This window comes from Streptomyces sp. NPDC040405 (genome assembly GCF_055595765.1).
Genome location: NZ_JBVIVI010000001.1, coordinates 384,601 through 404,811, shown reverse-complemented (window position 1 = coordinate 404,811; position 20,211 = coordinate 384,601). Strand labels below are relative to the sequence as shown.

Below are 20,211 nucleotides of genomic sequence, written 5' to 3'. Positions count from 1 at the left end.
CGGCCACTGGGCGCCGCACCGCACACCCACGAAACACCCTGCCGGAGGCTCCTTTCATGCGTACGGTCCTCGTCACCGGTACGGGCGGCGCGGGCCGCACCACCGTGGCCGCCGCGACCGCCCTGGCCGCCGCCCGCGAGGGACAGCGCACCCTGCTGCTCACCGCGGACCGGGACGGCACGCCCGAGGCGCTGCTCGGCATCGGCCCGCTGCGCGGCGCGCCCGGGCGCAGCTCCGACCGGCTGCCGTGGTCCGTACCCGTCGCGCTGACCCCCGGGCTGTGGGCCGCCCGGGTCGTCACCGAGGAGTGGTTCCGCGACGAGCTGACCGTCCTCCAGGACCGCGGCCGCGGCATGCTCGACATGCTGGGCTCGTCCCCGCTGGACGGCGAGGAGCTGACCGCCCTCCCCGGAGTGGAGTCGGTCGCCCTGCTGCGCGCGCTGCGCGCCGCGCAGACCGCGCCGCCCGGCACCGGCTGGGACGTCCTCGTCGTCGACCTGCCACCCGCGCCGGAGACCGTCGCCCTGCTCGCCCTGCCCGAACAGCTGCGCCGCTATCTGCGGCGGCTGCTGCCCGCCGAGCGGCAGGCGGCCCGCGCGCTGCGGCCGATGCTGGCGCAGCTGGCCGGGATGCCGATGCCCGCGCAGAAGCTGTACGAGATGGCCGAGCGCTGGGAGCGCGAGCTGGCCGCCGTCCAGGGCGTCCTGGAGTCGGAGGCCACGACCGTACGGCTGGTGGTGGACCCCGGGCCGCTCACCGACCGCGCGCTGCGTACCGCCCGCGCCGGGCTGGCGCTGCACGGCTGCCGGGTGGAGTCGGTCATCGCCAACCGGCTGCTGCCCACCGGCACCCCCGACCCCTGGCTCGGGGCGCTGTCCGGGCAGCAGCAGGCCGCGCTGAAGGAGCTGTACGAGCAGTGGGCACCGGCCGTGCCGATCCGCGAGCTGTCGCATCTGGGCCGCGATCCACAGGGCCTCGGCGATGCCACCGAAAGCGACGCCACCGACGGCGGTCCCGGTGACAGCGGCCCTTCCGACGACGGGGTGGTCTCCGGTGTGGTGATCTCCCGCGGGGGCCGCGGTGGCGGCGGCCCCCGCCCGGCCGCCGGGCTGGCCGCGCTGGCCGGTCCGGTCGGGGCGCCCGACCCGCGGCCGGACCGCCCGGCGGCCGACCCGTGGAGCGTCGAGGACCGGCTGGCCGACGAGGGCGTGCTGCTGTGGCGGCTGCCGCTGCCCGGCGCCGACCGGGACGGGCTGAGCCTGGTCCGGCGCGGCGACGAACTGATCGTCACGGTCGGTACGTTCCACCGCGTGCTGCCGCTGCCGTCCGCGCTGCGCCGCTGCACGGTCTCCGGGGCCGGGCTGCGCGACGGCCATCTGCAGGTCCGCTTCACCCCGGACCCCGACCTGTGGCCGAAGCGCCCCTGACCGCTCCCCGACCCGCTCCCCGTCCCCCTCTCCGCCCTGCCGCGGACTCTGACCGAGGCCCGTCGTTCCGGTAACGTCGAGAGCAAGCCCGGTTGAACGAAGCGGACCGGGCAGCCAGCCTTCCCGCCGCAGGAGTTCGCCATGAGCGATGCCACCGAGCGCCCCGCAGACACCCCGGGCACCGACGTACCGGTCACCGAGATCGACCCCGATGCCTGGGAGCGCGCCTGCGCCGAGGATCTGGCCGCCGAGAAGGCCAGGCGGCGGGCCCGGGAGGGCCGCGAGGGCGGCGAGGAGCCGGGCAGCGCCGCCGAGGAGCTGCGCAAGCTGGCCGACGCCGTCGCGGAGAAGCTGGCCGGGTTGCAGACCCCGCTCGCCGGTACGGCGGTGGAGGGGGCCGTACAACAGTTGATCGCAGGGGCGAAGGCGGCCGTCGAGCCGGTCATAGAGCGCAATCCCGACGTATTCGAGCATCTCGCCAGCGCCGGAAGCGAGCTGCTCGCCGCCTACCGGGCCGCCGTGACGGGCCAGGAGCAGCGATGGACCCAGGGCGACGAGGGCGGCGGCAAGGAGCGCGGGGACGAAGGTCCGAGTTCGAGTAGTGAACACATCGACCTCGATTGAGCGCTACCTCCGGTACCGTTAGCCGTGGCGGGGTTCGACCAAATAACTGAGGGACTCATGGGACTCACCATCGGCGTCGACATCGGCGGTACGAAGATCGCGGCTGGCGTGGTCGACGAAGAGGGCGCGATTCTCGAAACGAGCATGGTTTCGACCCCGCCGACTCCCGAGGGCGTTGTCGACGCCATCGCGGACGCGGTACGCAAGGTCAGCACCGGTCATGACGTCGAGGCGGTCGGCATCGGCGCGGCCGGTTACGTGGACGACAAGCGCGCCACCGTGCTCTTCGCGCCCAACATCAACTGGCGGCACGAGGCGCTGAAGGACAAGGTCGAGCAGCGCGTCGGCCTGCCCGTCGTCGTGGAGAACGACGCGAACGCGGCGGCGTGGGGCGAGTACCGGTTCGGCGCGGGCGCGGGCCATGACGACGTCGTGTGCATCACGCTCGGCACCGGCCTCGGCGGCGGCATCATCATCGGCGGCAAGCTGCACCGCGGCCGCTTCGGCGTCGCGGCCGAGTTCGGCCACATCAGAGTCGTCCCCGACGGTCTGCTGTGCGGCTGCGGCAGCCAGGGCTGCTGGGAGCAGTACGCCTCCGGCCGCGCCCTGGTGCGCTACGCCAAGCAGCGCGCCGCCGCCACCCCGGAGAACGCCGAGATCCTGCTCGGCCTCGGCGACGGCACCGCCGAGAACATCGAGGGCAAGCACATCAGCGACGCCGCCCGCCAGGGCGACCCGGTCGCCATCGACTCCTTCCGCGAGCTGGCCCGCTGGGCGGGCGCCGGGCTCGCCGACCTCGCCTCGCTCTTCGACCCCTCGGCGTTCATCGTCGGCGGCGGGGTCTCCGACGAGGGCGATCTCGTGCTGGAGCCGATCCGCAAGTCGTTCCGCCGCTGGCTGGTCGGCAACCAGTGGCGGCCGCACGCCCAGGTGCTCGCCGCCCAGCTCGGCGGCAAGGCCGGGCTCGTCGGCGCCGCCGACCTCGCCCGCCAGGGCTGACGGCCCAAGACCGTGGTGCTCGCGGATCTGCCCGCCTCCACCACCGGCCCGGACGCGGCCGTGGTGCGGGTGCTCAGCTACAACATCCGCTCGCTGCGCGACGATCGCGAGGCGCTGGCCCGGGTGATCCGGGCCTGCGCCCCCGACGTGGTCTGCGTCCAGGAGGCGCCGCGCTTCTTCCGCTGGCGCAAGGCCGCCGCCTGGCTGGCCCGCGAGACCGGCCTCGTCTACGTCACGGGCGGGGCCACCGCCACCGGTCCCATGATCCTCGCCTCGCTGCGCGCCCACGTCGAGCGGGCCGAGGACATCCTGCTGCCCCGCGTCCCCGGCCTGCACCGGCGGGGCTTCGCCACCGCCGTGCTGCGCTTCGGCGGCGGCCACCGCGACGCGGACGGCCACCGGGACGCGGACGGCCACCGCGGCACCGACGGTCACCGCGAAACCGATCGCCACCGCGACGCCGATGGCGTGTTCCGGCTCGGCGTCCTCAGCTGCCATCTGAGCCTGGCCGCGGCCGAGCGCTACGACCAGGCCGGGATGCTGCTGGACCGGGTTGCCGCGCTCGACGTGCCGTACGCCGTCGCCGCCGGGGACATCAACGAGCAGCCCCACGGCCGCGCCTTCCGCCGCATCGCCGGAACGCTGCGGGACGGCTGGGCCACCGAACCCTGGGGGAGCGAGGCCACCTTCGACCCGGGCGATCCGCGCCGCCGCATCGACGCGCTGTTCGCGTCCGACGGCGTCGAGATCATCGGCTGCGGAGTGCCGTCCGGGCTGCCCGGCCTCGGCGACGCCGACCTGAGGGCGGCCACGGACCATCTGCCGGTCCTGGCCGCGCTCCGGCTGCCCCGGCTGCCCGCGTCGTAGCGCGTCAGCCGGAGCGGGGCTGATCGGGGCTGATCAGACGACGGCGCCCCGGCCGGGGTCCTCGTCCTCCTCGTCGTCGCTCTCGTTCATCCGCATCACCAGCGTGACGAAGCCGCCCAGGAAACCGCCGACGCCCAGCGTCGTGATCCACCAGGTCATCTCCACCCGGAACAGCACCACGGCGAGCAGCAGCAGCGGCCCGCCCAGCACGCCCAGCCAGGCGAACCGGGACGTGACGTCGGACTCGGGGAGCGGCGGCGGCTCGGGCGGGACGAAGTGGCCCTCGTCGGTCTCGTCGAAGTCGCTCTCGGAGGACTCCTCGGCGTCCCAGTCGCGCGGGCCCACGCCCGGCGCGTACACGATGAAGCTGCCGACGGGCTTGTCGCCCTTGTCGAGCTTGTCGCCCGGATCCGCCTTGTCGCCCTTGTCGGCCTTATCGGTCTTGGTGAGGGCGTCCGGAGTCGCCGCGCCCGTACGGTCGTCCTCGACGTCGGGGTCGAAGTCGTCCTCGAACCGGTCTTCCGGCCTGTCCCCCAGCTCGTCCAGCAGGTCGTCGCGAGAGTCGTCGCGCCGGGAGTCCTCGCGGCCCCACTTCTCCGTCAGGTTCTCGGCCACGGGCCACCGCTCCGCACCCGGCGGATCCGGCGGCTCCTCCCCGTACGCGGCGACGATCGCCGCGAAGGCGGCATCGTCGTCCCGGCGCGCCCCCGCCCCGTTCTCGTTCGAATCGCGCTCAGCCACTGGCCGCCGCCCCCTCCTTCCCGCCGACGTCCCCGGGATGGACCCCGTTGTCCTCTCCCATACCCGCGGTCAGCCGGGTGATGAACGTGTCCGTCTCCTCGAAGATGAACTCGGCGTCGTAGTCCAGCGTCGCCACGTGGTAGCTGCGCTCCAGCAGCCGCTCGGTGACGTCCCGGGACGAGACCTGGCTCAGGATGCGCTCGGAGTCCGCGGACGGCACCACATGGTCCTGCGGGCTGTGCATCACCAGCAGCGGCTGAGTCACCTGCGGCAGTTCGGCGTCCACCACCCGGTAGAAGCGGCGCATCGAGTGCACGGCGTGCAGCGGCATCCGGTCGTATCCCGATTCCTGGGAACCCGGCATGGCGATGTCACTCGCGATCCCCTTGACGGAGGGCACCAGATGACGCAGCACCGGAAGCGCCACGGCCAGCGGATCGTGGATCCGGTTGGCCGGGTTCACCACGGCGACGCCGCTGATCTCCGCGCCGTGCTGGGCGGCAAGCCGCAGTGCGAGCGCGCCGCCCATCGACAGCCCGCAGACGAAGACCCGGGCGCACCGCTCGCGCAGCGCCCGCAGCTCCCGGTCGACCTCGGCGTACCAGTCCTGCCACCCGGTGACCGCGAGGTCCTGCCAGCGGGTCCCATGGCCGGGGAGCAGCGGAAGCGAGACGGTCAGGCCGCGCCGGGCCAGGTGGTCGGCCCAGGGGCGCACCGACTGCGGGGAACCGGTGAAGCCGTGACAGACGAGGACGCCGATCTCTCCGCCGTCGTGGCGGAACGGCTCGGCTCCGGGGAGGAGCGGCACCACGGATCTCCGTTCGGTGGTGAAGCGGTCAACGGGACCTCAGCGTACGCGGCGCGCCGCACCCGGGGTAGGCAGGTTAAGGTCTCCTCGTCGGATACAGGAGGTTCTCGGTTGTTCTACGGTGCAATGAAGCTGTCGGTGGGTGGGACGTTGAAGCTCGCCTTCCGGCCCTGGGTCGAGGGATTGGAGAACGTCCCCGACGACGGGCCGGCCATCCTCGCGAGCAATCACCTTTCCTTCTCCGACTCCTTCTTCCTGCCCGCGATGCTCGACCGGAAGGTCACCTTCATCGCCAAGCAGGAGTACTTCACCACTCCGGGGATCAAGGGCAGGCTGACGGCGGCCTTCTTCAAGGGCGTCGGCCAGCTGCCGGTGGACCGCTCGGGCAGCCGGGGGGCGGGTGAGGCCGCGATCAAGGCGGGGATCGAGGTCATCAAGCGCGGTGAGCTGTTCGGCATCTACCCGGAGGGCACGCGCTCGCCGGACGGCCGGCTCTACCGCGGCAAGCCCGGCGGGCTGGCGCGGGTCGCGCTGGCGACGGGCGCGCCGGTGATTCCGGTGGCGATGATCGACACCGAGAAGATCCAGCCGCCGGGCAAGGTGATGCCCAAGCTGATGCGTCCCGGCATCAAGATCGGCAAGCCGCTGGACTTCAGCCGCTACCACGGCATGGACGGCGACCGCTTCATCCTGCGCTCGGTGACCGACGAGGTCATGTACGAGATCATGAAGCTGTCCGGCCAGGAGTACGTCGACGTCTACGCGACCGCCGCCAAGCGGCAGATCGCGGACGCGGAGGCGGCCCGGAAGCAGGCCGAGAAGGCGGAGAAGACGGAGAAGTCCGAGCAGCCCGCGGACAAGGGCACGGACGACAACAGCAAGGACAAGACCGGGGCGTAAGCCGCGCGCCGGGCCCGGGGGTGGGGGGAAGTTGGCGCTTCAGTCCAAGCGCGAGCGTGTCGTACGCATGTCCGTGGAGCAGCCGCTGTGGCATGCGCTGACCGCCTACCGGGTGCTCACGCTGGTCTACGCGCTCTGCCTCTTCGTCTACTCCTTCCACGACTACGACCGTCCGCTGGGCGCCGCTGCCTATATGGCGGTGCTGACCGTGTGGACGGCGCTGACCTTCCGCATGGTCTCGTCGGCCGAGCGCTGCACCCGGCGCTTCCTCATCGGCGACCTCGCCGTCGCGATCACCGGCATCCTGCTCACCCCGCTCGTCGACAACCACGACCGCATCGCCGAGGGCACGCCCACGCTGCCCTCCATATGGACGGCGGGCGCGGTCCTCGGCTTCGCCATCAAGGGCGGCTGGCGGTGGGCGGCGTGGGCGTCGACCGTCGTGTGCGCGGCCAACATCATCGAGCGCGGCGGGTTCGCCCAGGACACCGTGCACATGCTGATGCTGGTGTGGGTGGCGAGCGTGGCCATCGGGTACGTCGTGGAGGTCGCCCGCGCCAGTGAACGCACCCTGGCCCGCGCGCTGCGCATCGAGGCGGCGACCCGCGAACGCGAGCGGCTGGCCCGGGACATCCACGACAGCGTGCTCCAGGTGCTCGCCATGGTGCAGCGGCGGGGCGCCGCGATCGGCGGCGAGGCGGCCGAACTGGGCCGGATGGCGGGGGAGCAGGAGATCGCGCTGCGCTCGCTGGTGGCCACCGGTCTGCTCACCCCGCCGCGCGCCGCGGCCGACGACCACGGGGACGCTCGGGAAGCCCGTACGGAAGCCACGGACCCCGCGTCGCCGCCGTGCGCGCCCGCGGACGCCTTGCCCGAGGACGCCGACGAGCCCTGCGATCTGCGGGCCCTGCTCGCCCCGCACGCCGGATCCCAGGTCACCTTCTCCGAGCCGGGCGCCCCGGTGATCCTCCCGGCCGCCGCGGCGGGGGAGTTGGCGGCCGCTGTCGGTGCCGCGCTGGACAATGTACGGGTGCACGCGGGCGAGGGGGCCCGGGCCTGGATCCTGCTGGAGGACGAACCGGCCGCGGTGATGGTCACCGTCCGGGACGACGGCCCCGGCATCCCGGACGGCAGGCTCGCCGACGCCGAGCGGGAGGGGCGGCTCGGGGTCGCCCTGTCGATACGGGGGCGGCTGCGCGAACTCGGCGGCACCGCCGAGTGGATCTCGGCGCCGGGACAGGGCACCGAGGTGGAACTGACGGTTCCGAAGCCTGCGGCGAATCTGAAAGGGACGACTGCGCGATGACCGACGACCGGGAAGCCGAACGGCCGGTGACGGTGATGGTGGTGGACGACCACCCGATGTGGCGCGACGCCGTCGCCCGCGATCTGTCCGAGGCCGGGTTCGACGTGGTGGCCACCGCGGGGGACGGGCCGCAGGCGGTCCGCCGGGCCAAGGCCGCCGAGCCCGACGTCCTGGTGCTCGACCTCAACCTGCCCGGGCTGCCCGGCGTCGAGGTCTGCAAGGAGGTCGTCGCCGCCCACCCCAAGCTGCGGGTGCTGGTGCTCTCCGCGAGCGGTGAGCACGCGGACGTCCTGGAGGCGGTCAAGTCCGGCGCCACCGGCTATCTGCTGAAGTCCTCCAGCACCGAAGAGCTGCTGGACGCGGTGCGCCGCACCGCCGTCGGCGACGCCGTGTTCACCCCGGGCCTCGCCGGTCTGGTCCTCGGCGAGTACCGGCGGCTGGCGAGCGAGCCCGCCCCCACCACCGCCGACCAGCCGGTCGCCCCGCAGCTCACCGAGCGGGAGACGGAGGTGCTGCGGCTGGTGGCCAAGGGGCTCTCGTACAAGCAGATCGCCGAGCGCCTGGTGATCTCCCACCGCACCGTGCAGAACCACGTCCAGAACACCCTGGGCAAGCTGCAGTTGCACAACCGGGTGGAGCTGGTGCGGTACGCGATCGAGGCCGGACTGGACGACGCCTAGCCGCATCCGCTCGAACGGGTGAACTTCTCTCCCAACTCCCCTTGCGGCCACAGGAATCGCGATCCGCCCCATCCCTTGTGACCTGGATCACCGTTAGCGTGGCCCCGTAACGGGCCCAATCTCGGGATTTCAGCGGCAGAAGGGATGAAAAGGATGCGGGTCGGAGTGCTGACCGGTGGCGGTGACTGCCCCGGACTCAACGCGGTCATCCGCGCCGTCGTGCGCAAGGGCGTGAAGGAATACGGCTACGACTTCGTCGGCTTCCGGGACGGCTGGCGCGGTCCCCTCCAGAACGACACCGTTCCCCTCGACATCCGCGCGGTACGCGGCATCCTGCCGCGCGGCGGCACCATCCTCGGCTCGTCCCGCACCAACCCCTTCAACAGCGAGGACGGCATCCGCCGGGTCAAGGAGACCCTGGCCAAGCAGGAGGTCGACGCGCTCATCGCGATCGGCGGCGAGGACACCCTCGGCGTCGCCTCCCGCCTCTCCGGCGACTACGGCATCCCCTGCGTCGGCGTCCCCAAGACCATCGACAACGACCTCTCCGCCACCGATTACACCTTCGGCTTCGACACCGCGGTGAACATCGCCACCGAGGCCATCGACCGCCTCCACACCACCGCCGAATCCCATATGCGGGTCCTCGTCGTCGAGGTGATGGGCCGCCACGCGGGCTGGATCGCCCTCCACGCCGGACTCGCGGGCGGCGCCAACGTCATCCTCATCCCCGAGCAGCGCTTCGACATCGACCGCATCTGCGCCTGGGTCGAATCCCGCTTCAAGATCCGCTACGCCCCGATCGTGGTCGTCGCGGAGGGCGCGATGCCGAAGGACCGCGATGCCGTCCTCAAGGACGACTCGCTGGACTCCTTCGGTCACGTCCGGCTCTCCGGCATCGGGGAGTGGCTGGCCAAGGAGATCGAGAAGCGCACGGGCAAGGAGGCCCGTACGACCGTCCTCGGCCACGTCCAGCGCGGCGGCACCCCCAGCGCCTTCGACCGCTGGCTCGCCACCCGCTTCGGCCTGCACGCGATCGACGCCGTCCGCGACCAGGACTTCGGCAAGATGGTCGCCCTCCGCGGCACGGACATCGTCCGCGTCCCCCTGGCCGACGCGACGGCCCGCCTCAAGACGGTGGACCCGTCGCTCTACGCGGAGGCGGAGGTCTTCTTCGGCTGACCCCGGTCCCCGGGGCCCGGGGCTGCGCCACTGGTCCCGGGACCCCACCCCGTTCCGGGGCTGCGCCGCCGGGCCACCGGGGCGGGGTGGGGAACAGTCAGACGCGCACAGCCGCCAGCAGCTCCGCCACCACCACCGCCCCATCCCGCGACAGCACCGACTCCGGGTGGAATTGGACGCCCGCGAAACCGGGGCCGCGCAGCGCATGCACATCGCCGGTCGACAAGTCCCGGCTCAGCTCCACCCGGTGCATCGCCAACTCCGCCTCCACCCCCTCACCGCACCGCGCGGTAAACGTGTTGTAGAACCCCACCGTCTCCTCCCGCCCGAAGAAGTCGATCCGCTCCTGCGCCCCCTGGAACGGCACGGACTTCCGCACGATCTCCAACCCCAGCTCCGCCGCGAGCAGCTCGTGCCCCAGGCACACCCCGAGCAGCCCGTGCCGGTGCCCGGCCACCAACTCGGCCGTCAGCCCCCGCAGGAACCGCATCTTCGGATCGGCCGCGTCACCGGGATCCCCCGGCCCGGGGCCGAGCACGACCGGACCCTCGTGCGCGAGCGCGGCCTCCCGCACGCCCGGCTCGTCGTACCGCCGCACGGTCACCGTCAGCCCCGCCATCCGCAGCAGATGCGCGAGCATCGACGTAAAGGTGTCCTCCGCGTCGATCACCAGCGCATGCCCGGACAGCAACCGCTCAGGGGCCTGCATCCGCAGCCAGAACGGCGCCAGGTCGGCCCGCCGCGCGTCCAGCGCCGCCCGCACGCGCGGATCGTCCGCGAGCCGGGGCCGCGGGCCCGCCCCGGACCGTACGGGCGCCTCCCGCACGCCGAGCGCGGTGAGCACCCCGGCCGCCTTGGCGTGCGTCTCGGCGACCTCGCCGCGCGGGTCGGAGTGGCGCACCAGCGTCGCCCCGACCGGCACCCGCAGCGCGCCACGGCCGTCGATGTCGGCGGTGCGGATGAGGATCGGCGAGTCGAGGGTCTGGGCGCCCCCGCCGTCCCGCCCGATGAGCGCGAGCGCCCCCGCGTAGTACCCACGCCCACCCGGCTCGTACCGCTCGATCACGCGGCACGCGTTCTGCACGGGGGACCCGGTGACGGTCGCCGCGAACATCGTCTCCCGCAGCACCTCCCGTACGTCCAGCGAGGACCGCCCGCGCAGCTCGTACTCGGTGTGCGCCAGGTGCGCCATCTCCTTGAGCCGCGGCCCGACCACGACGCCGCCCATGTCGCCGACGGTGCACATCATCTTCAGCTCCTCGTCCACGACCATGGACAGCTCCTCCACCTCCTTGGGGTCGTGCAGGAACTCCAGCAGCCCGTCCACGGAAGGCCCGCCCTCCGGATAGCGGTACGTCCCGCTGATCGGGTTCATGACGACCGTGCCGCCGGACATCCGTACGTGCACCTCCGGGCTGGCCCCCACCAGCGTCCGCCCGCCGCCCAGCCGTACGACGTACGTCCAGTACGCGCCCCGCTCACCGGCCAGCAGCCGCCGGAAGAGCGCGAGCGCGTCGGTACTCGCGAACCCCGGGATCTCGCCCTCGAAGGTCCGCCGGATGACGAAGTTGGCGCCCTCACCGGTCCCGATCTCGTCCTCGATGACCCGGCTCACGATGTCCGCGTACGCGTCGTCGCCGACGTCGAAGTGCCCGTCCTCGACCCGCACCTCATGCGCGGGCAGCGCGTCCAGCAGCTCGGCGAGCGGCAGCACGTACGTGGTCTCGGGCCGCAGCACGGCCAGCGGCGTCCCGTCGTCCCGTACGTCGAACCCGCGCTCCCGGATCTGCCGGAACGGCACCAGCGCGAGCGCGTCGCTCACCGGCCCGCCGCCCTCCGGCGCCCCGGTCGGCAGCGGGATGTCGGTCAGCCGCTCCACCTCACCGGCCGGGCCGAGCAGCACCTCGACGGTGTCGGGGTCGTGTCCTGGCGTACGGCGGTGCAGCAGGGCGAAGGGCGGGCAGTCCTCGGCGAGCAGCCGGGCGACGAGGGCGTGAGCATCGTGGTGCGTCATGGCGGATGGGTTCCTTCCGGAGAGGGAGGAACGGCCCGCGGAAACGCCGAAGGCCGCCCCTCGGGCGGCCTTCGCGTGTGTCTGTGGGAGTGCGCGCGATTCAGTGGGCCGCCGGATGAGCGGTCCACCACCAGGTCATGGTCAGTCGCGCGAACATGTGCAGGACTCTACCTCAGTTCCACGGGTTCGCCGGTTGGTCGTTGATCGCCGCCCAGAAGCGGGTGCCGTCCGGCACATAGCCGTACGCCCAGAAGGACCAGCCACCGCTGGCCTCCAGGTTGGCTCCGTACCGTCCGTCGTGGAACTCGGCCATCCGCCAGTCCGCGCCGTAGTACTGCGCACACACGGCGTCCGCCGTCGCCCGGCTGGTCAGCGACTTGCCCAGCACGGGCGGGGTCGCGGCCACGGTGCCGCGCGCCCAGCCCGCGTAGAAGTCCGGCGTGATCCCGCTGGGCACCGCGCTGCCGTTGATTCTCAGGCACAGCATGGGCAGCGTCGCGGTGGCGGCGGTGTCGCCGTTGTAGGCGTCGGTCGCGGAGTCGGCGCCGACCCGGACCGTGCCGTTGCCCTTGGCGAGCACGGTCCACGTCATCCCGGACGGGATGGCCGACGAGTCCGCCTGAGCGGGGGTGGCATTGAGCGACATCAGCACGAGCGAGGCGGCGGCCGCGAAGGCGGCGGCGCTGCGGCGGAGCAACTTCCTCATGGGGCACTCCTTCGGCTGGGCACCGGCCACGGGGGCGGGCCGGTCACCCGAACAGCGTCCGAGGAAGGCATGGTTCCATCGTGTCTTCCGCGCGGTATGGCCGTAAGTGGCCGAGGGAAGCCCGAACGCCCGTTCTTGCGCAACGCGTCTCGTGTGTGCTTGGTACGGACCTTCGTTACGCGGAGCGTGGCACGGTTCCCTCGCGTGTGTGTGGACGGTGTGGAGGACGCCACCCCGGGCGCCGGGGCTGTCGGTGGGGGCCGTTAACTTACTGGCTCGCGCATCGATCTGATGCGTGGCCATCGCCATGCTCTTCAACGGGGAGAACCGCTCTGTCCACGAACGCACCGCCGCCCGGCGGCCACAGCCCTTCCTACCCGGCGCAGCAGCCGTACCCGTACGGCCAGCCCCAGTACGGCCAGCAGCCCCAGTACGGCCACCAGCCGCCGTACGGCCAGCCCGCCCCGCCGCCTCCGCCCCGGCCCGGCTTCTTCAGCCGCTTCAGCACCAAGACGAAGATCCAGATGATCGTCATCCCGTTGGTGCTGATCGGCTATGGCGTCTGGTACGGATTGCTGGGCCACGACACGCCCTCCTCCTCCACCTCGCCCAACACGGACAGCACCAGCGCGTCCGCCGCCGAGGTCGGGGACTGCCTGCAGAAGAAGGGCACCGACAGCGACCCGGACCTCACCATCGTGGACTGCGGTGGAGCCACCGCGGACTACAAGGTGAAGCAGCGTGAGGCGCTGGACTACTCCTGCGATCCGCAGTACGCGACGTACCAGCTGACGCGGAACGGCAGGGCGCAGTTCACGCTGTGCATGGAGCACATCAGCAAGTAAGGGTGCCCATCGCTGTCGCGGTGACGAAGTCGCCGAAGGCGGCGGGGGAGAGGAGCAGGATGGGGCCGTCGGGGTGCTTGGAGTCGCGGATGGCGACCTGGCCGGGTATCTCGGCGATCTCCACGCACTCGCCTTGGTCGGCGCTGTGGCTGGACTTGCGCCACTCAGGTCTGCGTTCCATAGCGGTCCTCCATTACGCGAGCGATCAGATCTGCCGACTCCTGAATGGACAGTGCGGCAGCCTGGAGGTGAGCGTAACGGAGCGTGCGGTCGGTGACGTCCTCCGGATTGGCGGTCAAGTGGCCCACTTCGTAATCCTCGCTGAAGGCGAGGTCCGGGCTATTGCGGAAGCGAAAGAGGCTGAACGCGCCCAGAAGTCCGGCGTGCGCGCCAGCGGCGAAGGGCAGCACCTGGATGTGCACCGAACGGTGGTCGCGGAACGCCAACAGATGGGCCAGTTGATTTCGCATGATCTCCCGGCTGCCGACGATCTGATGCAGCGCGGCCTCGCCGAGAACCACCCAGATCAGCGCCGGGTTCCGCCGTTCCAGGATCAGTTGACGATCCAATCGGTTCGCCAACCGGGCGTCGAGGCTGTCCTTGTGGAGGACGCCCAGTACCTCCCGTGCGTACTCCTTGGTCTGGAGGCGACCGTGCACCACTGACGGCTCGAAGAAGTACGCCTGAGCGGCCTCCGCCTCCAAGTCGGCGATTTCCTGGGCCTCTAGCGGCACCTGGAAGCACAGTGCCATCTCCAGCAACCGCAACAACGCCCCGCCGGTGCCCAACGTGTCGTCGAGCTGCATCGTGAACCGCCGGGTAGGGATCTTCCTGGCGGTCTCGTACTGACCGATCAGCGAGCCCGTGCAGTACACCAGCCCGCCCAACTGATCCTGGGTGAGGCCCGCGGCCTCGCGATATCGGCGTAGCTCCGCACCAAGGTGATGCATGGGCGACGTAGTCGGGTCCAGCTTTCGGATGTTCGGCATGACAGCCCCCAACAACCAGCACGTTGTGTTCTTGCGGTAGCCCACGGTAATCGTCCGGATAGACCCTTGTGGCGTGAACGAAGACATTGCGTACCCGCCGCCCCACTACCACCTGACCTTCACCGTGCTGTCCGCGCACGCGGCCCGCCACATCCGACGTATCGTCCGTACGTTCCTCGCCATGTGGGACATGCCGCATCTCGATGAGGCCGCCGGGCTGGCCGTGACCGAGCTGCTGGCGAACGTGATCAAGCACGTGCCCGGCGCGAGCTGCACCGTGCTGCTGCTGGCGCAGGAGGGGAAGCTGCGGGTCGAGGTCGGCGACGCCTCGCCCGTCGTACCCGTCAGGCGCGCCGCGGGGCCGTGGGACGAGAACGGGCGGGGGCTGACGATGGTGGAGCTGATCACGGACGCCTGGGGCGTGGAGCGGTACCAGGACCGACCAGGGAAGAAGGTGTGGTTCGAGCTCAAAGCGTGAGGCGGGGCGTCTCACAGCGTGGGCGGCGGGCTGGACACCGGTGAAGACCCCGTAACCTTGTCCGGGTGACCGTGAACGCTGAATCCCACGCCGGTGGCAACACCTGGCAGTCCCTTCCCGCGGCGCAGCAGCCTGACTGGCCGGACCAAGAGGCTCTGCGCGATGTGATCGCTGAGCTCGAGGCCTATCCGCCGCTCGTTTTTGCGGGCGAGTGCGACCAGCTGCGGCACCGTCTGGGGGCCGTGGCCCGGGGTGAGGCGTTTCTGCTGCAGGGCGGCGACTGCGCCGAGGCATTCGACGGTGTGAGCGCCGACCACATCCGCAACAAGCTGAAGACGCTCCTGCAGATGGGCGCCGTGCTGACCTACGCCGGGTCCGTCCCGGTGGTGAAGGTCGGCCGGATCGCCGGGCAGTACAGCAAGCCGCGCTCGAAGCCGACCGAGACCCGCGACGGGGTGACCCTGCCCACGTACCGCGGGGACTCGGTCAACGGCTTCGAGTTCACGGAGGAGGCGCGGATCCCGGATCCGCAGCGGCTCAAGCGGATGTACCAGGCGTCGGCCTCGACGCTGAACCTGGTCCGCGCCTTCACCACCGGCGGCTACGCCGATCTGCGGCAGGTGCACGCCTGGAACCAGGACTTCGTGAAGTCGTCCCCGTCGGGGCAGCGCTACGAGGCGCTGGCGCGCGAGATCGACCGGGCGATGAACTTCATGAACGCCTGCGGGGTGGACCCGGAGGAGTTCAAGACCGTCGAGTTCTTCTCGTCGCACGAGGCGCTGATCCTGGCCTACGAGTCGGCGATGACCCGTACCGACTCGCGGACCGGCGACCTGTACGACGTGTCCGGCCACATGGTGTGGATCGGTGAGCGCACCCGGCAGCTGGACGGGGCGCACATCGAGTTCGCGGCGAAGGTCCGTAACCCGGTGGGCGTGAAGCTGGGCCCGACGACCACGCCCGAAGAGGCGCTGACGCTGATCGACAAGATCGACCCGGACCGGGAGCCGGGGCGCCTCACCTTCATCACGCGGATGGGCGCGGACAAGGTCCGCGACAAGCTGCCGCACCTGGTGGAGAAGGTCACCGCGTCCGGTGCGCAGGTCGCGTGGGTCTGCGACCCGATGCACGGCAACACCTTCGAGGCCGCGTCGGGGCACAAGACGCGCCGCTTCGACGATGTGCTGGACGAGGTCAAGGGCTTCTTCGAGGTCCACAAGGAGCTGGGCACCCACCCGGGCGGCATCCACGTGGAGCTGACCGGTGACGACGTCACGGAGTGCGTGGGCGGCGGCGACGAAATCTTCGTCGACGATCTGCACCAGCGCTACGAGACGGCCTGCGACCCGCGGCTGAACCGCAGCCAGTCGCTGGACCTGGCGTTCCTGGTCGCGGAGATGTACCGGGACCAGTAGTACCGAAAGAGATCATTTACGCAGGTGGGGCGCGGATCACATCGATCCGCGCCCCTCGCCGTTGTAAGGCTCACCTATGGCGGGTAAGGTAAGGGTTACCTCACTGATCAACGCTGGAGAGTCTGCCCGTGTACGTCTGCTCATGCTTCGGCATCACCGAGAAGCAGGTGCGCCAGCACGCCGCCACGGGCGCGTGCACGCCGCGCCAGATCGCCGGTGCCTGCAAGGCGGGCACGGACTGTGGTTCCTGCGTGCGCAAGATCCAGGCGCTGCTGGGCCGGGGCGCGTGCCCGCGCCGCGACGCGCCGCTTGAGCCCGCCGTGCTGACCGCCATGGCGATGGAGCCCGAGGTCGAGGCCGCCGAAGCCGCCTAGCGCACGGTGTGGACCGGTCGGCTGCTCAGCTCTCAGCTGCTCGGCTGCTCGATCTGCTGGGCGATGTAGAGCGGCTCTCCCAGCTTCTCGATCAGTTCGAGCTGGGTGTCGAGGTAGTCGATGTGCTCTTCCTCGTCGGCGAGGATGCTCTCGAAGATGTTGGCCGAGGTGATGTCGCCCTTGGACCGCATCAGCTCGATGCCGCGCCTGAGCCGGTCGATGGCCTCCAGCTCCACCTGCCGGTCGGCCTGGAACATCTCGGTGACCGTCTGGCCAACCCTGACGTGGAAGAGCCGCTGGTAATTGGGGAGACCGTCCAGAAGAAGGATGCGGTCGGTGAGTACCTCCGCGTGCTTCATTTCATCGAAGGACTCCGACCGGGTGTACGCGGCAAGGCGTGTCCAGCCAAAGTTGTCCTGCATCTTCGAATGCAGAAAATACTGATTGATGGCCGTCAGCTCGCCGGTCAGCTGCTCGTTGAGGAATTCCAGAACCTCGGGGTCGCCCTGCATTGAAGGGGCTCCTTCCCATCAGAAGGGGGAATGCCAGGTTCCGGCATCGTTGCATCGTCGCAGCTCGGGCGTCCAGCAAGGGCACGCTTAGTGCGAGTTGCCCCGGCGCCGCACGGGCTGGTCCCGACCACCCCCGGCGGTCTGAGAGCATGGAGTCCATGGGTCAGCCGGAGCACCGTCAGGGGGAGCTTGCGCAGCTGCCTCCGGGTCAGCGACTGCAGCGCGGGTGGCCGGTTACGCACTATGGACCGGTCCCGAAATTCCGGCCGGACCGCTGGGAGTTCCGCGTCTTCGGCGCGACCGCGGACGGGGAGAAGCACTGCTGGAACCATGAAGAGTTCTCCGCCCTGCCCTACTCGACGGTCGTCGCCGATCTGCACTGCGTCACCAAGTTCTCCATGCTGGGCGCGGAATGGGGCGGCGTAGCGGTGAGCGAGATCATCGCGCTGGCGCCGCCCGCGCCCGACGTCACGCACGTCATGGTGTGGGCGGAGTACGGATTCAGCTCGAATCTGCGGCTGACGGACTTCATGGCCGAGGCGGCCATGTTCGCCACCCACAAGGACGGCGAGCTGCTGACCGCCGAGCACGGATTCCCGCTGCGGCTGGTCGTCCCGCATCTGTACGCCTGGAAGGGCCCGAAGTGGGTCCGCGGCGTCGAATACATGACGGCCGACCGGCGCGGCTTCTGGGAAGAGCGCGGCTACCACAACATCGGCGACCCCTGGCGCGAGCAGCGCTACACGTACCAGGAGCAGCCGGGCGACGGGCCCGAGCTGTAGCCGATCAGTGGTACTGGTGCACCACCGCGTGGCCCTTCCCGCGCCCGATCATCCACTTGTTGACCGGGGTGGTCAGGATGAAGGCCACCACGAAGGAGAGGGCCAGGCTCAGCCAGAACAGGGCGTCGGCGAGGGTCGCGTCCATCGCGCCCGGGAACAGCAGCAGCGTGCCGTTGTCCGCCAGTTCCATCACCGCGATCGACACGGTGTCCGCCGCGAGTGCGACGCGTAGTGCGGTGCGCAGGTCCAGTCCGGCGCGCAGGACGCCGCGCATCGTGAGCGCGTAGCCGAAGACGAAGGCGAGCACGATCGCCAGGACCATGGTCGGGACGTTGTGCCAGGCGAGTGCGGTGCCGATGGCCATGCCCAGGATCTCGCCGATGGCGCAGCCGGTGAGGCAGTGCAGGGTGGCCTGCGCGGCCATGGGCCAGTCGGCGCGACCGTGTGCGTGGTGGTCCATGTGATCCATGTGCTCCATGGTGGATGCCCCCCCCAGGGGTAGTGGCGGTCCTTCTCGAACGACAGGAACACCATACCCCCAGGGGGTATTCCCTAGTCCCGTAGAATCGGTCGGAATCGAAGGAGCGGCCATGGCCGAGCGCGTGATCGAGGCGGACGGCATCGAGCTGTGCGCCGAGTCCTTCGGCGACCCGTCGGATCCGCCCGTCCTGCTCGTCATGGGGACGGGGGCTTCGATGCTCTGGTGGGAGGAGGGCTTCTGCCGGGCGCTCGCCGGGGGCGGGCGGTTCGTGATCCGTTACGACCACCGCGACACCGGCCGATCAGTCACCTACGAGCCGGGCCGCCCCGGATACACCGCGTCGGACCTGGTCGGTGACGCCCCCCGCGTGCTCGACGCCTATGAGGTCCCGGCCGCGCACATCGTGGGCGTCTCGGCCGGAGGGGCGCTGGCGCAACTGCTCGTGCTCGATGACGCCGACCGCGTCCGCTCGCTCGTCCTGATCAGCACGTCCTCCGCCGTGCCCGGCGACCGGGAGCTTCCTCCGCCGACCGAGGAGTTCACGCGGTTCGTCTCCTCCGCGCATGCCGAGGGGCCGGACGCCGAGTGGTTGATCGATTACGTGGTCGGCTACGCGCGCGTGCTCGCGGGCGGCAGGCGCCCGTTCGACGAGGCCGCCGTCCGTAACCTCGTCCGGCGCGACGTCGAGCGCGCGCACGACATCGCCGCGGCCCGCAACCACGACATCCTGCCGGGCGGCACGCCTCCCCGGGCGCCCCTGTCCTCGATCGCCGTGCCCACGCTGGTGATCCACGGGACCGCCGATCCGATGTTCCCGCTCGGGCATGGTGAGGCACTGGCGGAACAGATCCCCGACGCCACGCTCCTGACCCTGCCGGACGCCGGTCACGGGGTCGAGCGAGCCGACTGGGCGACGATCGTCCCCGCGATCCTCGAACACACCGCCCCGGACTAGCCGTCCCGCAGCGCCTTGAGCCGGGCGATATCCGCCGCGTGCCCCTCGATCCCGTCGGCCCCGCCGGGCGTCTCGACCACCAGCGGCACGCCTTCCGTGGCCGGATGCGTGAACAGCTCCCGGAACGGCTCCTCGCCGATGTGCCCGGCGCCGATGTTCTCGTGCCGGTCCTTGTGCGCCCCCACCACGTCCTTGGAGTCGTTCGCGTGGATCAGCTTCAGCCGCCCCTTGCCGGTGACCTCGACCAGCTCGTCCAGCGTCTGCTTCATCCCGCCGGGCGCGGCCAGGTCGTGACCGGCCGCGAAGACATGGCAGGTGTCGAGGCAGACGCCGAGCTTCGGATGCCGGTCCAGCGCCTCGAAGTACGGCCCGAGATCCTCGACCAGCGCGCACAGGGACGTGCCCTGTCCGGCCGTCGGCTCCAGGAGCAGCGGCGGGTCGTCCTCATGCGTCAGCTCGTCCAGCAACGGCAGCACCCGCTCCCGCACCTGCGCCATCGCCGTCTCGCGGGCCCGCCCACCGGTCGCCGACCCGGTGTGCACGACGACCCCGAGCGCCCCGATGTCCCGGCCCCGGCGGAGCGAATGCCGCAACGATTCGACGGACCGGTCGGCGGTGGCCTCCGTGTGCGACCCGAAGTTGATCAGGTACGGCGCATGGATGTACACCGGCACGGACTGCTCGCCACACGCCTCCCGGAACGCCTCGTCCTGCGCCGGAGTGCCGGGCGGCGTGGCCCACCCCCGCGGATTGGCGACGAAGACCTGCACGGCCTCGGCACCGATGTCCCGCGCATGCGGAAGCCCGGTGCTGGCGAGGCCACCGGCGACGCGGATGTGCCCACCGATGGGATTGCGACTGCGATGCGTACTCACCCCTCCAGCATCCCAGCCCACCCGGCCCGGATGGCCCGGGGTGTAGTCCCCCACCCCGCCCCTTCCCGAAACCGGGAGGCTGCGCCCCCGGCCCCCACCGGGGCTGAAGTCCCGCGCCCTGCCGGGGCTGGAGCCTGGCCCCTCGCCGAGGCTGGGGCCCTGCGCCCTGCTGGGGCTGGAGCCTGGCCCCCTGCCGGGGCTGAAGTCCGGTCCCCTGCCGGGGCTGGAGCGTGGCCCTCTGCTGGGGTTGA

At 71.1% G+C, this 20,211-nt stretch carries 25 protein-coding genes; 14 read left to right on the top strand and 11 right to left on the bottom strand.

From position 1 onward, the window contains the following. The first annotated feature begins 56 nt into the window (after nt 1-56). The 4 genes from ACZ59A_RS01900 to ACZ59A_RS01885 all read left to right on the top strand — a co-directional run bounded on the left by ACZ59A_RS01900 (nt 57) and on the right by ACZ59A_RS01885 (nt 3,917). Nucleotides 57-1,427 carry an ArsA family ATPase gene (locus tag ACZ59A_RS01900; RefSeq protein WP_470952206.1) on the top strand — a complete coding sequence of 457 codons (1,371 nt, stop codon included), beginning with the start codon at nt 57-59 and terminating at the stop codon, nt 1,425-1,427. Between the two features lie 141 nt (nt 1,428-1,568). Beyond that, the gene (locus tag ACZ59A_RS01895; protein WP_468041610.1) at nt 1,569-2,051 is read left to right on the top strand and encodes a DUF5304 domain-containing protein; all 483 of its coding nucleotides are present in this window, start codon (nt 1,569-1,571) and stop codon (nt 2,049-2,051) included. Nucleotides 2,052-2,108: 57 nt separating this feature from the next. Continuing rightward, nucleotides 2,109-3,050, top strand: a complete 942-nt coding sequence (locus ACZ59A_RS01890; RefSeq protein WP_468041612.1) for an ROK family glucokinase — start codon at nt 2,109-2,111, stop codon at nt 3,048-3,050. 12 nt (nt 3,051-3,062) lie between these two features. Continuing rightward, nucleotides 3,063-3,917, top strand: a complete 855-nt coding sequence (locus ACZ59A_RS01885) for an endonuclease/exonuclease/phosphatase family protein (protein WP_470952202.1) — start codon at nt 3,063-3,065, stop codon at nt 3,915-3,917. A 33-nt stretch (nt 3,918-3,950) separates the two neighbouring features. On the opposite strand, the gene ACZ59A_RS01880 is transcribed toward ACZ59A_RS01885, so the two are convergent. Continuing rightward, nucleotides 3,951-4,658: a hypothetical protein gene (locus tag ACZ59A_RS01880; protein WP_470952200.1), complete on the bottom strand. Its 708-nt coding sequence runs from the start codon at nt 4,656-4,658 to the stop codon at nt 3,951-3,953. After that, nucleotides 4,651-5,466: an alpha/beta hydrolase gene (locus tag ACZ59A_RS01875; protein WP_470952198.1), complete on the bottom strand. Its 816-nt coding sequence runs from the start codon at nt 5,464-5,466 to the stop codon at nt 4,651-4,653. Before ACZ59A_RS01875 ends, ACZ59A_RS01880 begins: the two co-directional genes overlap by 8 nt. A 126-nt stretch (nt 5,467-5,592) precedes the next feature. Here ACZ59A_RS01875 and ACZ59A_RS01870 point away from each other — a divergent pair, with 126 nt between their 5' ends. The 4 genes from ACZ59A_RS01870 (at nt 5,593) to ACZ59A_RS01855 (ending at nt 9,534) form a co-directional block, all read left to right on the top strand. Next, on the top strand, nt 5,593-6,366 hold the full coding sequence (locus tag ACZ59A_RS01870) for a lysophospholipid acyltransferase family protein (RefSeq protein ID WP_470954579.1): 774 nt from the start codon (nt 5,593-5,595) through the stop codon (nt 6,364-6,366). Between the two features lie 67 nt (nt 6,367-6,433). After that, complete coding sequence (gene macS, locus ACZ59A_RS01865; protein ID WP_470954576.1) at nt 6,434-7,672, top strand: MacS family sensor histidine kinase; 1,239 nt, start codon at nt 6,434-6,436, stop codon at nt 7,670-7,672. Then, nucleotides 7,669-8,352 (top strand): response regulator, encoded by a 684-nt coding sequence (locus tag ACZ59A_RS01860; RefSeq protein ID WP_468041617.1) that lies wholly within the window; start codon nt 7,669-7,671, stop codon nt 8,350-8,352. Before macS ends, ACZ59A_RS01860 begins: the two co-directional genes overlap by 4 nt. Before the next feature lie 153 nt (nt 8,353-8,505). Beyond that, the gene (locus ACZ59A_RS01855; RefSeq protein ID WP_468041619.1) at nt 8,506-9,534 is read left to right on the top strand and encodes a 6-phosphofructokinase; all 1,029 of its coding nucleotides are present in this window, start codon (nt 8,506-8,508) and stop codon (nt 9,532-9,534) included. Nucleotides 9,535-9,631: 97 nt separating this feature from the next. On the opposite strand, the gene ACZ59A_RS01850 is transcribed toward ACZ59A_RS01855, so the two are convergent. From ACZ59A_RS01850 to ACZ59A_RS01835, 4 genes are all read right to left on the bottom strand, one after another. Beyond that, entirely contained in the window at nt 9,632-11,548 is a 1,917-nt protein-coding gene (locus ACZ59A_RS01850) for an anthranilate synthase family protein (protein WP_470952196.1), read from the bottom strand. 100 nt (nt 11,549-11,648) lie between these two features. After that, nucleotides 11,649-11,705 (bottom strand): trp operon leader peptide, encoded by a 57-nt coding sequence (locus tag ACZ59A_RS01845; protein WP_106516695.1) that lies wholly within the window; start codon nt 11,703-11,705, stop codon nt 11,649-11,651. A 15-nt stretch (nt 11,706-11,720) separates the two neighbouring features. Then, on the bottom strand, nt 11,721-12,254 hold the full coding sequence (locus ACZ59A_RS01840) for a hypothetical protein (protein ID WP_470952194.1): 534 nt from the start codon (nt 12,252-12,254) through the stop codon (nt 11,721-11,723). 373 nt (nt 12,255-12,627) lie between these two features. Then, nucleotides 12,628-12,789 carry a hypothetical protein gene (locus ACZ59A_RS01835; RefSeq protein WP_468041633.1) on the bottom strand — a complete coding sequence of 54 codons (162 nt, stop codon included), beginning with the start codon at nt 12,787-12,789 and terminating at the stop codon, nt 12,628-12,630. Here ACZ59A_RS01835 and ACZ59A_RS01830 point away from each other — a divergent pair. Next, nucleotides 12,779-13,099 (top strand): LppU/SCO3897 family protein, encoded by a 321-nt coding sequence (locus tag ACZ59A_RS01830; RefSeq protein WP_470952192.1) that lies wholly within the window; start codon nt 12,779-12,781, stop codon nt 13,097-13,099. The two genes, ACZ59A_RS01835 and ACZ59A_RS01830, sit on opposite strands and share 11 nt — an antisense overlap. On the opposite strand, the gene ACZ59A_RS01825 is transcribed toward ACZ59A_RS01830, so the two are convergent. Then, complete coding sequence (locus tag ACZ59A_RS01825) at nt 13,089-13,280, bottom strand: DUF397 domain-containing protein (RefSeq protein ID WP_470952190.1); 192 nt, start codon at nt 13,278-13,280, stop codon at nt 13,089-13,091. The genes ACZ59A_RS01830 and ACZ59A_RS01825 overlap by 11 nt on opposite strands. Next, nucleotides 13,264-14,133, bottom strand: coding sequence for a helix-turn-helix domain-containing protein (locus tag ACZ59A_RS01820; RefSeq protein ID WP_470952188.1), 870 nt, complete (start codon nt 14,131-14,133; stop codon nt 13,264-13,266). The genes ACZ59A_RS01825 and ACZ59A_RS01820 overlap by 17 nt, the downstream gene beginning before the upstream one ends. Nucleotides 14,134-14,161: 28 nt before the next feature. Here ACZ59A_RS01820 and ACZ59A_RS01815 point away from each other — a divergent pair, with 28 nt between their 5' ends. The 3 genes from ACZ59A_RS01815 to ACZ59A_RS01805 all read left to right on the top strand — a co-directional run bounded on the left by ACZ59A_RS01815 (nt 14,162) and on the right by ACZ59A_RS01805 (nt 16,355). Further along, nucleotides 14,162-14,566: an ATP-binding protein gene (locus ACZ59A_RS01815; RefSeq protein WP_470952186.1), complete on the top strand. Its 405-nt coding sequence runs from the start codon at nt 14,162-14,164 to the stop codon at nt 14,564-14,566. A 65-nt stretch (nt 14,567-14,631) separates the two neighbouring features. Next, entirely contained in the window at nt 14,632-15,981 is a 1,350-nt protein-coding gene (locus ACZ59A_RS01810) for a class II 3-deoxy-7-phosphoheptulonate synthase (RefSeq protein ID WP_468041640.1), read from the top strand. Nucleotides 15,982-16,109: 128 nt separating this feature from the next. After that, nucleotides 16,110-16,355 (top strand): (2Fe-2S)-binding protein, encoded by a 246-nt coding sequence (locus ACZ59A_RS01805; RefSeq protein WP_470952183.1) that lies wholly within the window; start codon nt 16,110-16,112, stop codon nt 16,353-16,355. 32 nt (nt 16,356-16,387) lie between these two features. On the opposite strand, the gene bfr is transcribed toward ACZ59A_RS01805, so the two are convergent. Further along, a complete protein-coding gene (bfr, locus tag ACZ59A_RS01800; protein WP_470952180.1) occupies nt 16,388-16,867 on the bottom strand; it encodes a bacterioferritin in 480 nt (159 codons plus the stop codon). Nucleotides 16,868-17,025: 158 nt separating this feature from the next. Between bfr and ACZ59A_RS01795 the strand changes: the two genes are divergently transcribed. Further along, nucleotides 17,026-17,649, top strand: a complete 624-nt coding sequence (locus ACZ59A_RS01795) for a sulfite oxidase-like oxidoreductase (RefSeq protein WP_470952178.1) — start codon at nt 17,026-17,028, stop codon at nt 17,647-17,649. A gap of 4 nt (nt 17,650-17,653) precedes the next feature. Here the strand turns inward: ACZ59A_RS01795 and ACZ59A_RS01790 are convergent, their stop codons facing one another. Then, nucleotides 17,654-18,127: a DUF4396 domain-containing protein gene (locus tag ACZ59A_RS01790; protein WP_470952175.1), complete on the bottom strand. Its 474-nt coding sequence runs from the start codon at nt 18,125-18,127 to the stop codon at nt 17,654-17,656. A 112-nt stretch (nt 18,128-18,239) separates the two neighbouring features. Here ACZ59A_RS01790 and ACZ59A_RS01785 point away from each other — a divergent pair, with 112 nt between their 5' ends. Further along, nucleotides 18,240-19,085 carry an alpha/beta fold hydrolase gene (locus tag ACZ59A_RS01785; RefSeq protein WP_470952172.1) on the top strand — a complete coding sequence of 282 codons (846 nt, stop codon included), beginning with the start codon at nt 18,240-18,242 and terminating at the stop codon, nt 19,083-19,085. Here ACZ59A_RS01785 and ACZ59A_RS01780 read toward each other — a convergent pair. Beyond that, nucleotides 19,082-19,960 carry a deoxyribonuclease IV gene (locus ACZ59A_RS01780; RefSeq protein WP_470952170.1) on the bottom strand — a complete coding sequence of 293 codons (879 nt, stop codon included), beginning with the start codon at nt 19,958-19,960 and terminating at the stop codon, nt 19,082-19,084. The two genes, ACZ59A_RS01785 and ACZ59A_RS01780, sit on opposite strands and share 4 nt — an antisense overlap. Between the last annotated feature and the right edge of the window lie 251 nt (nt 19,961-20,211).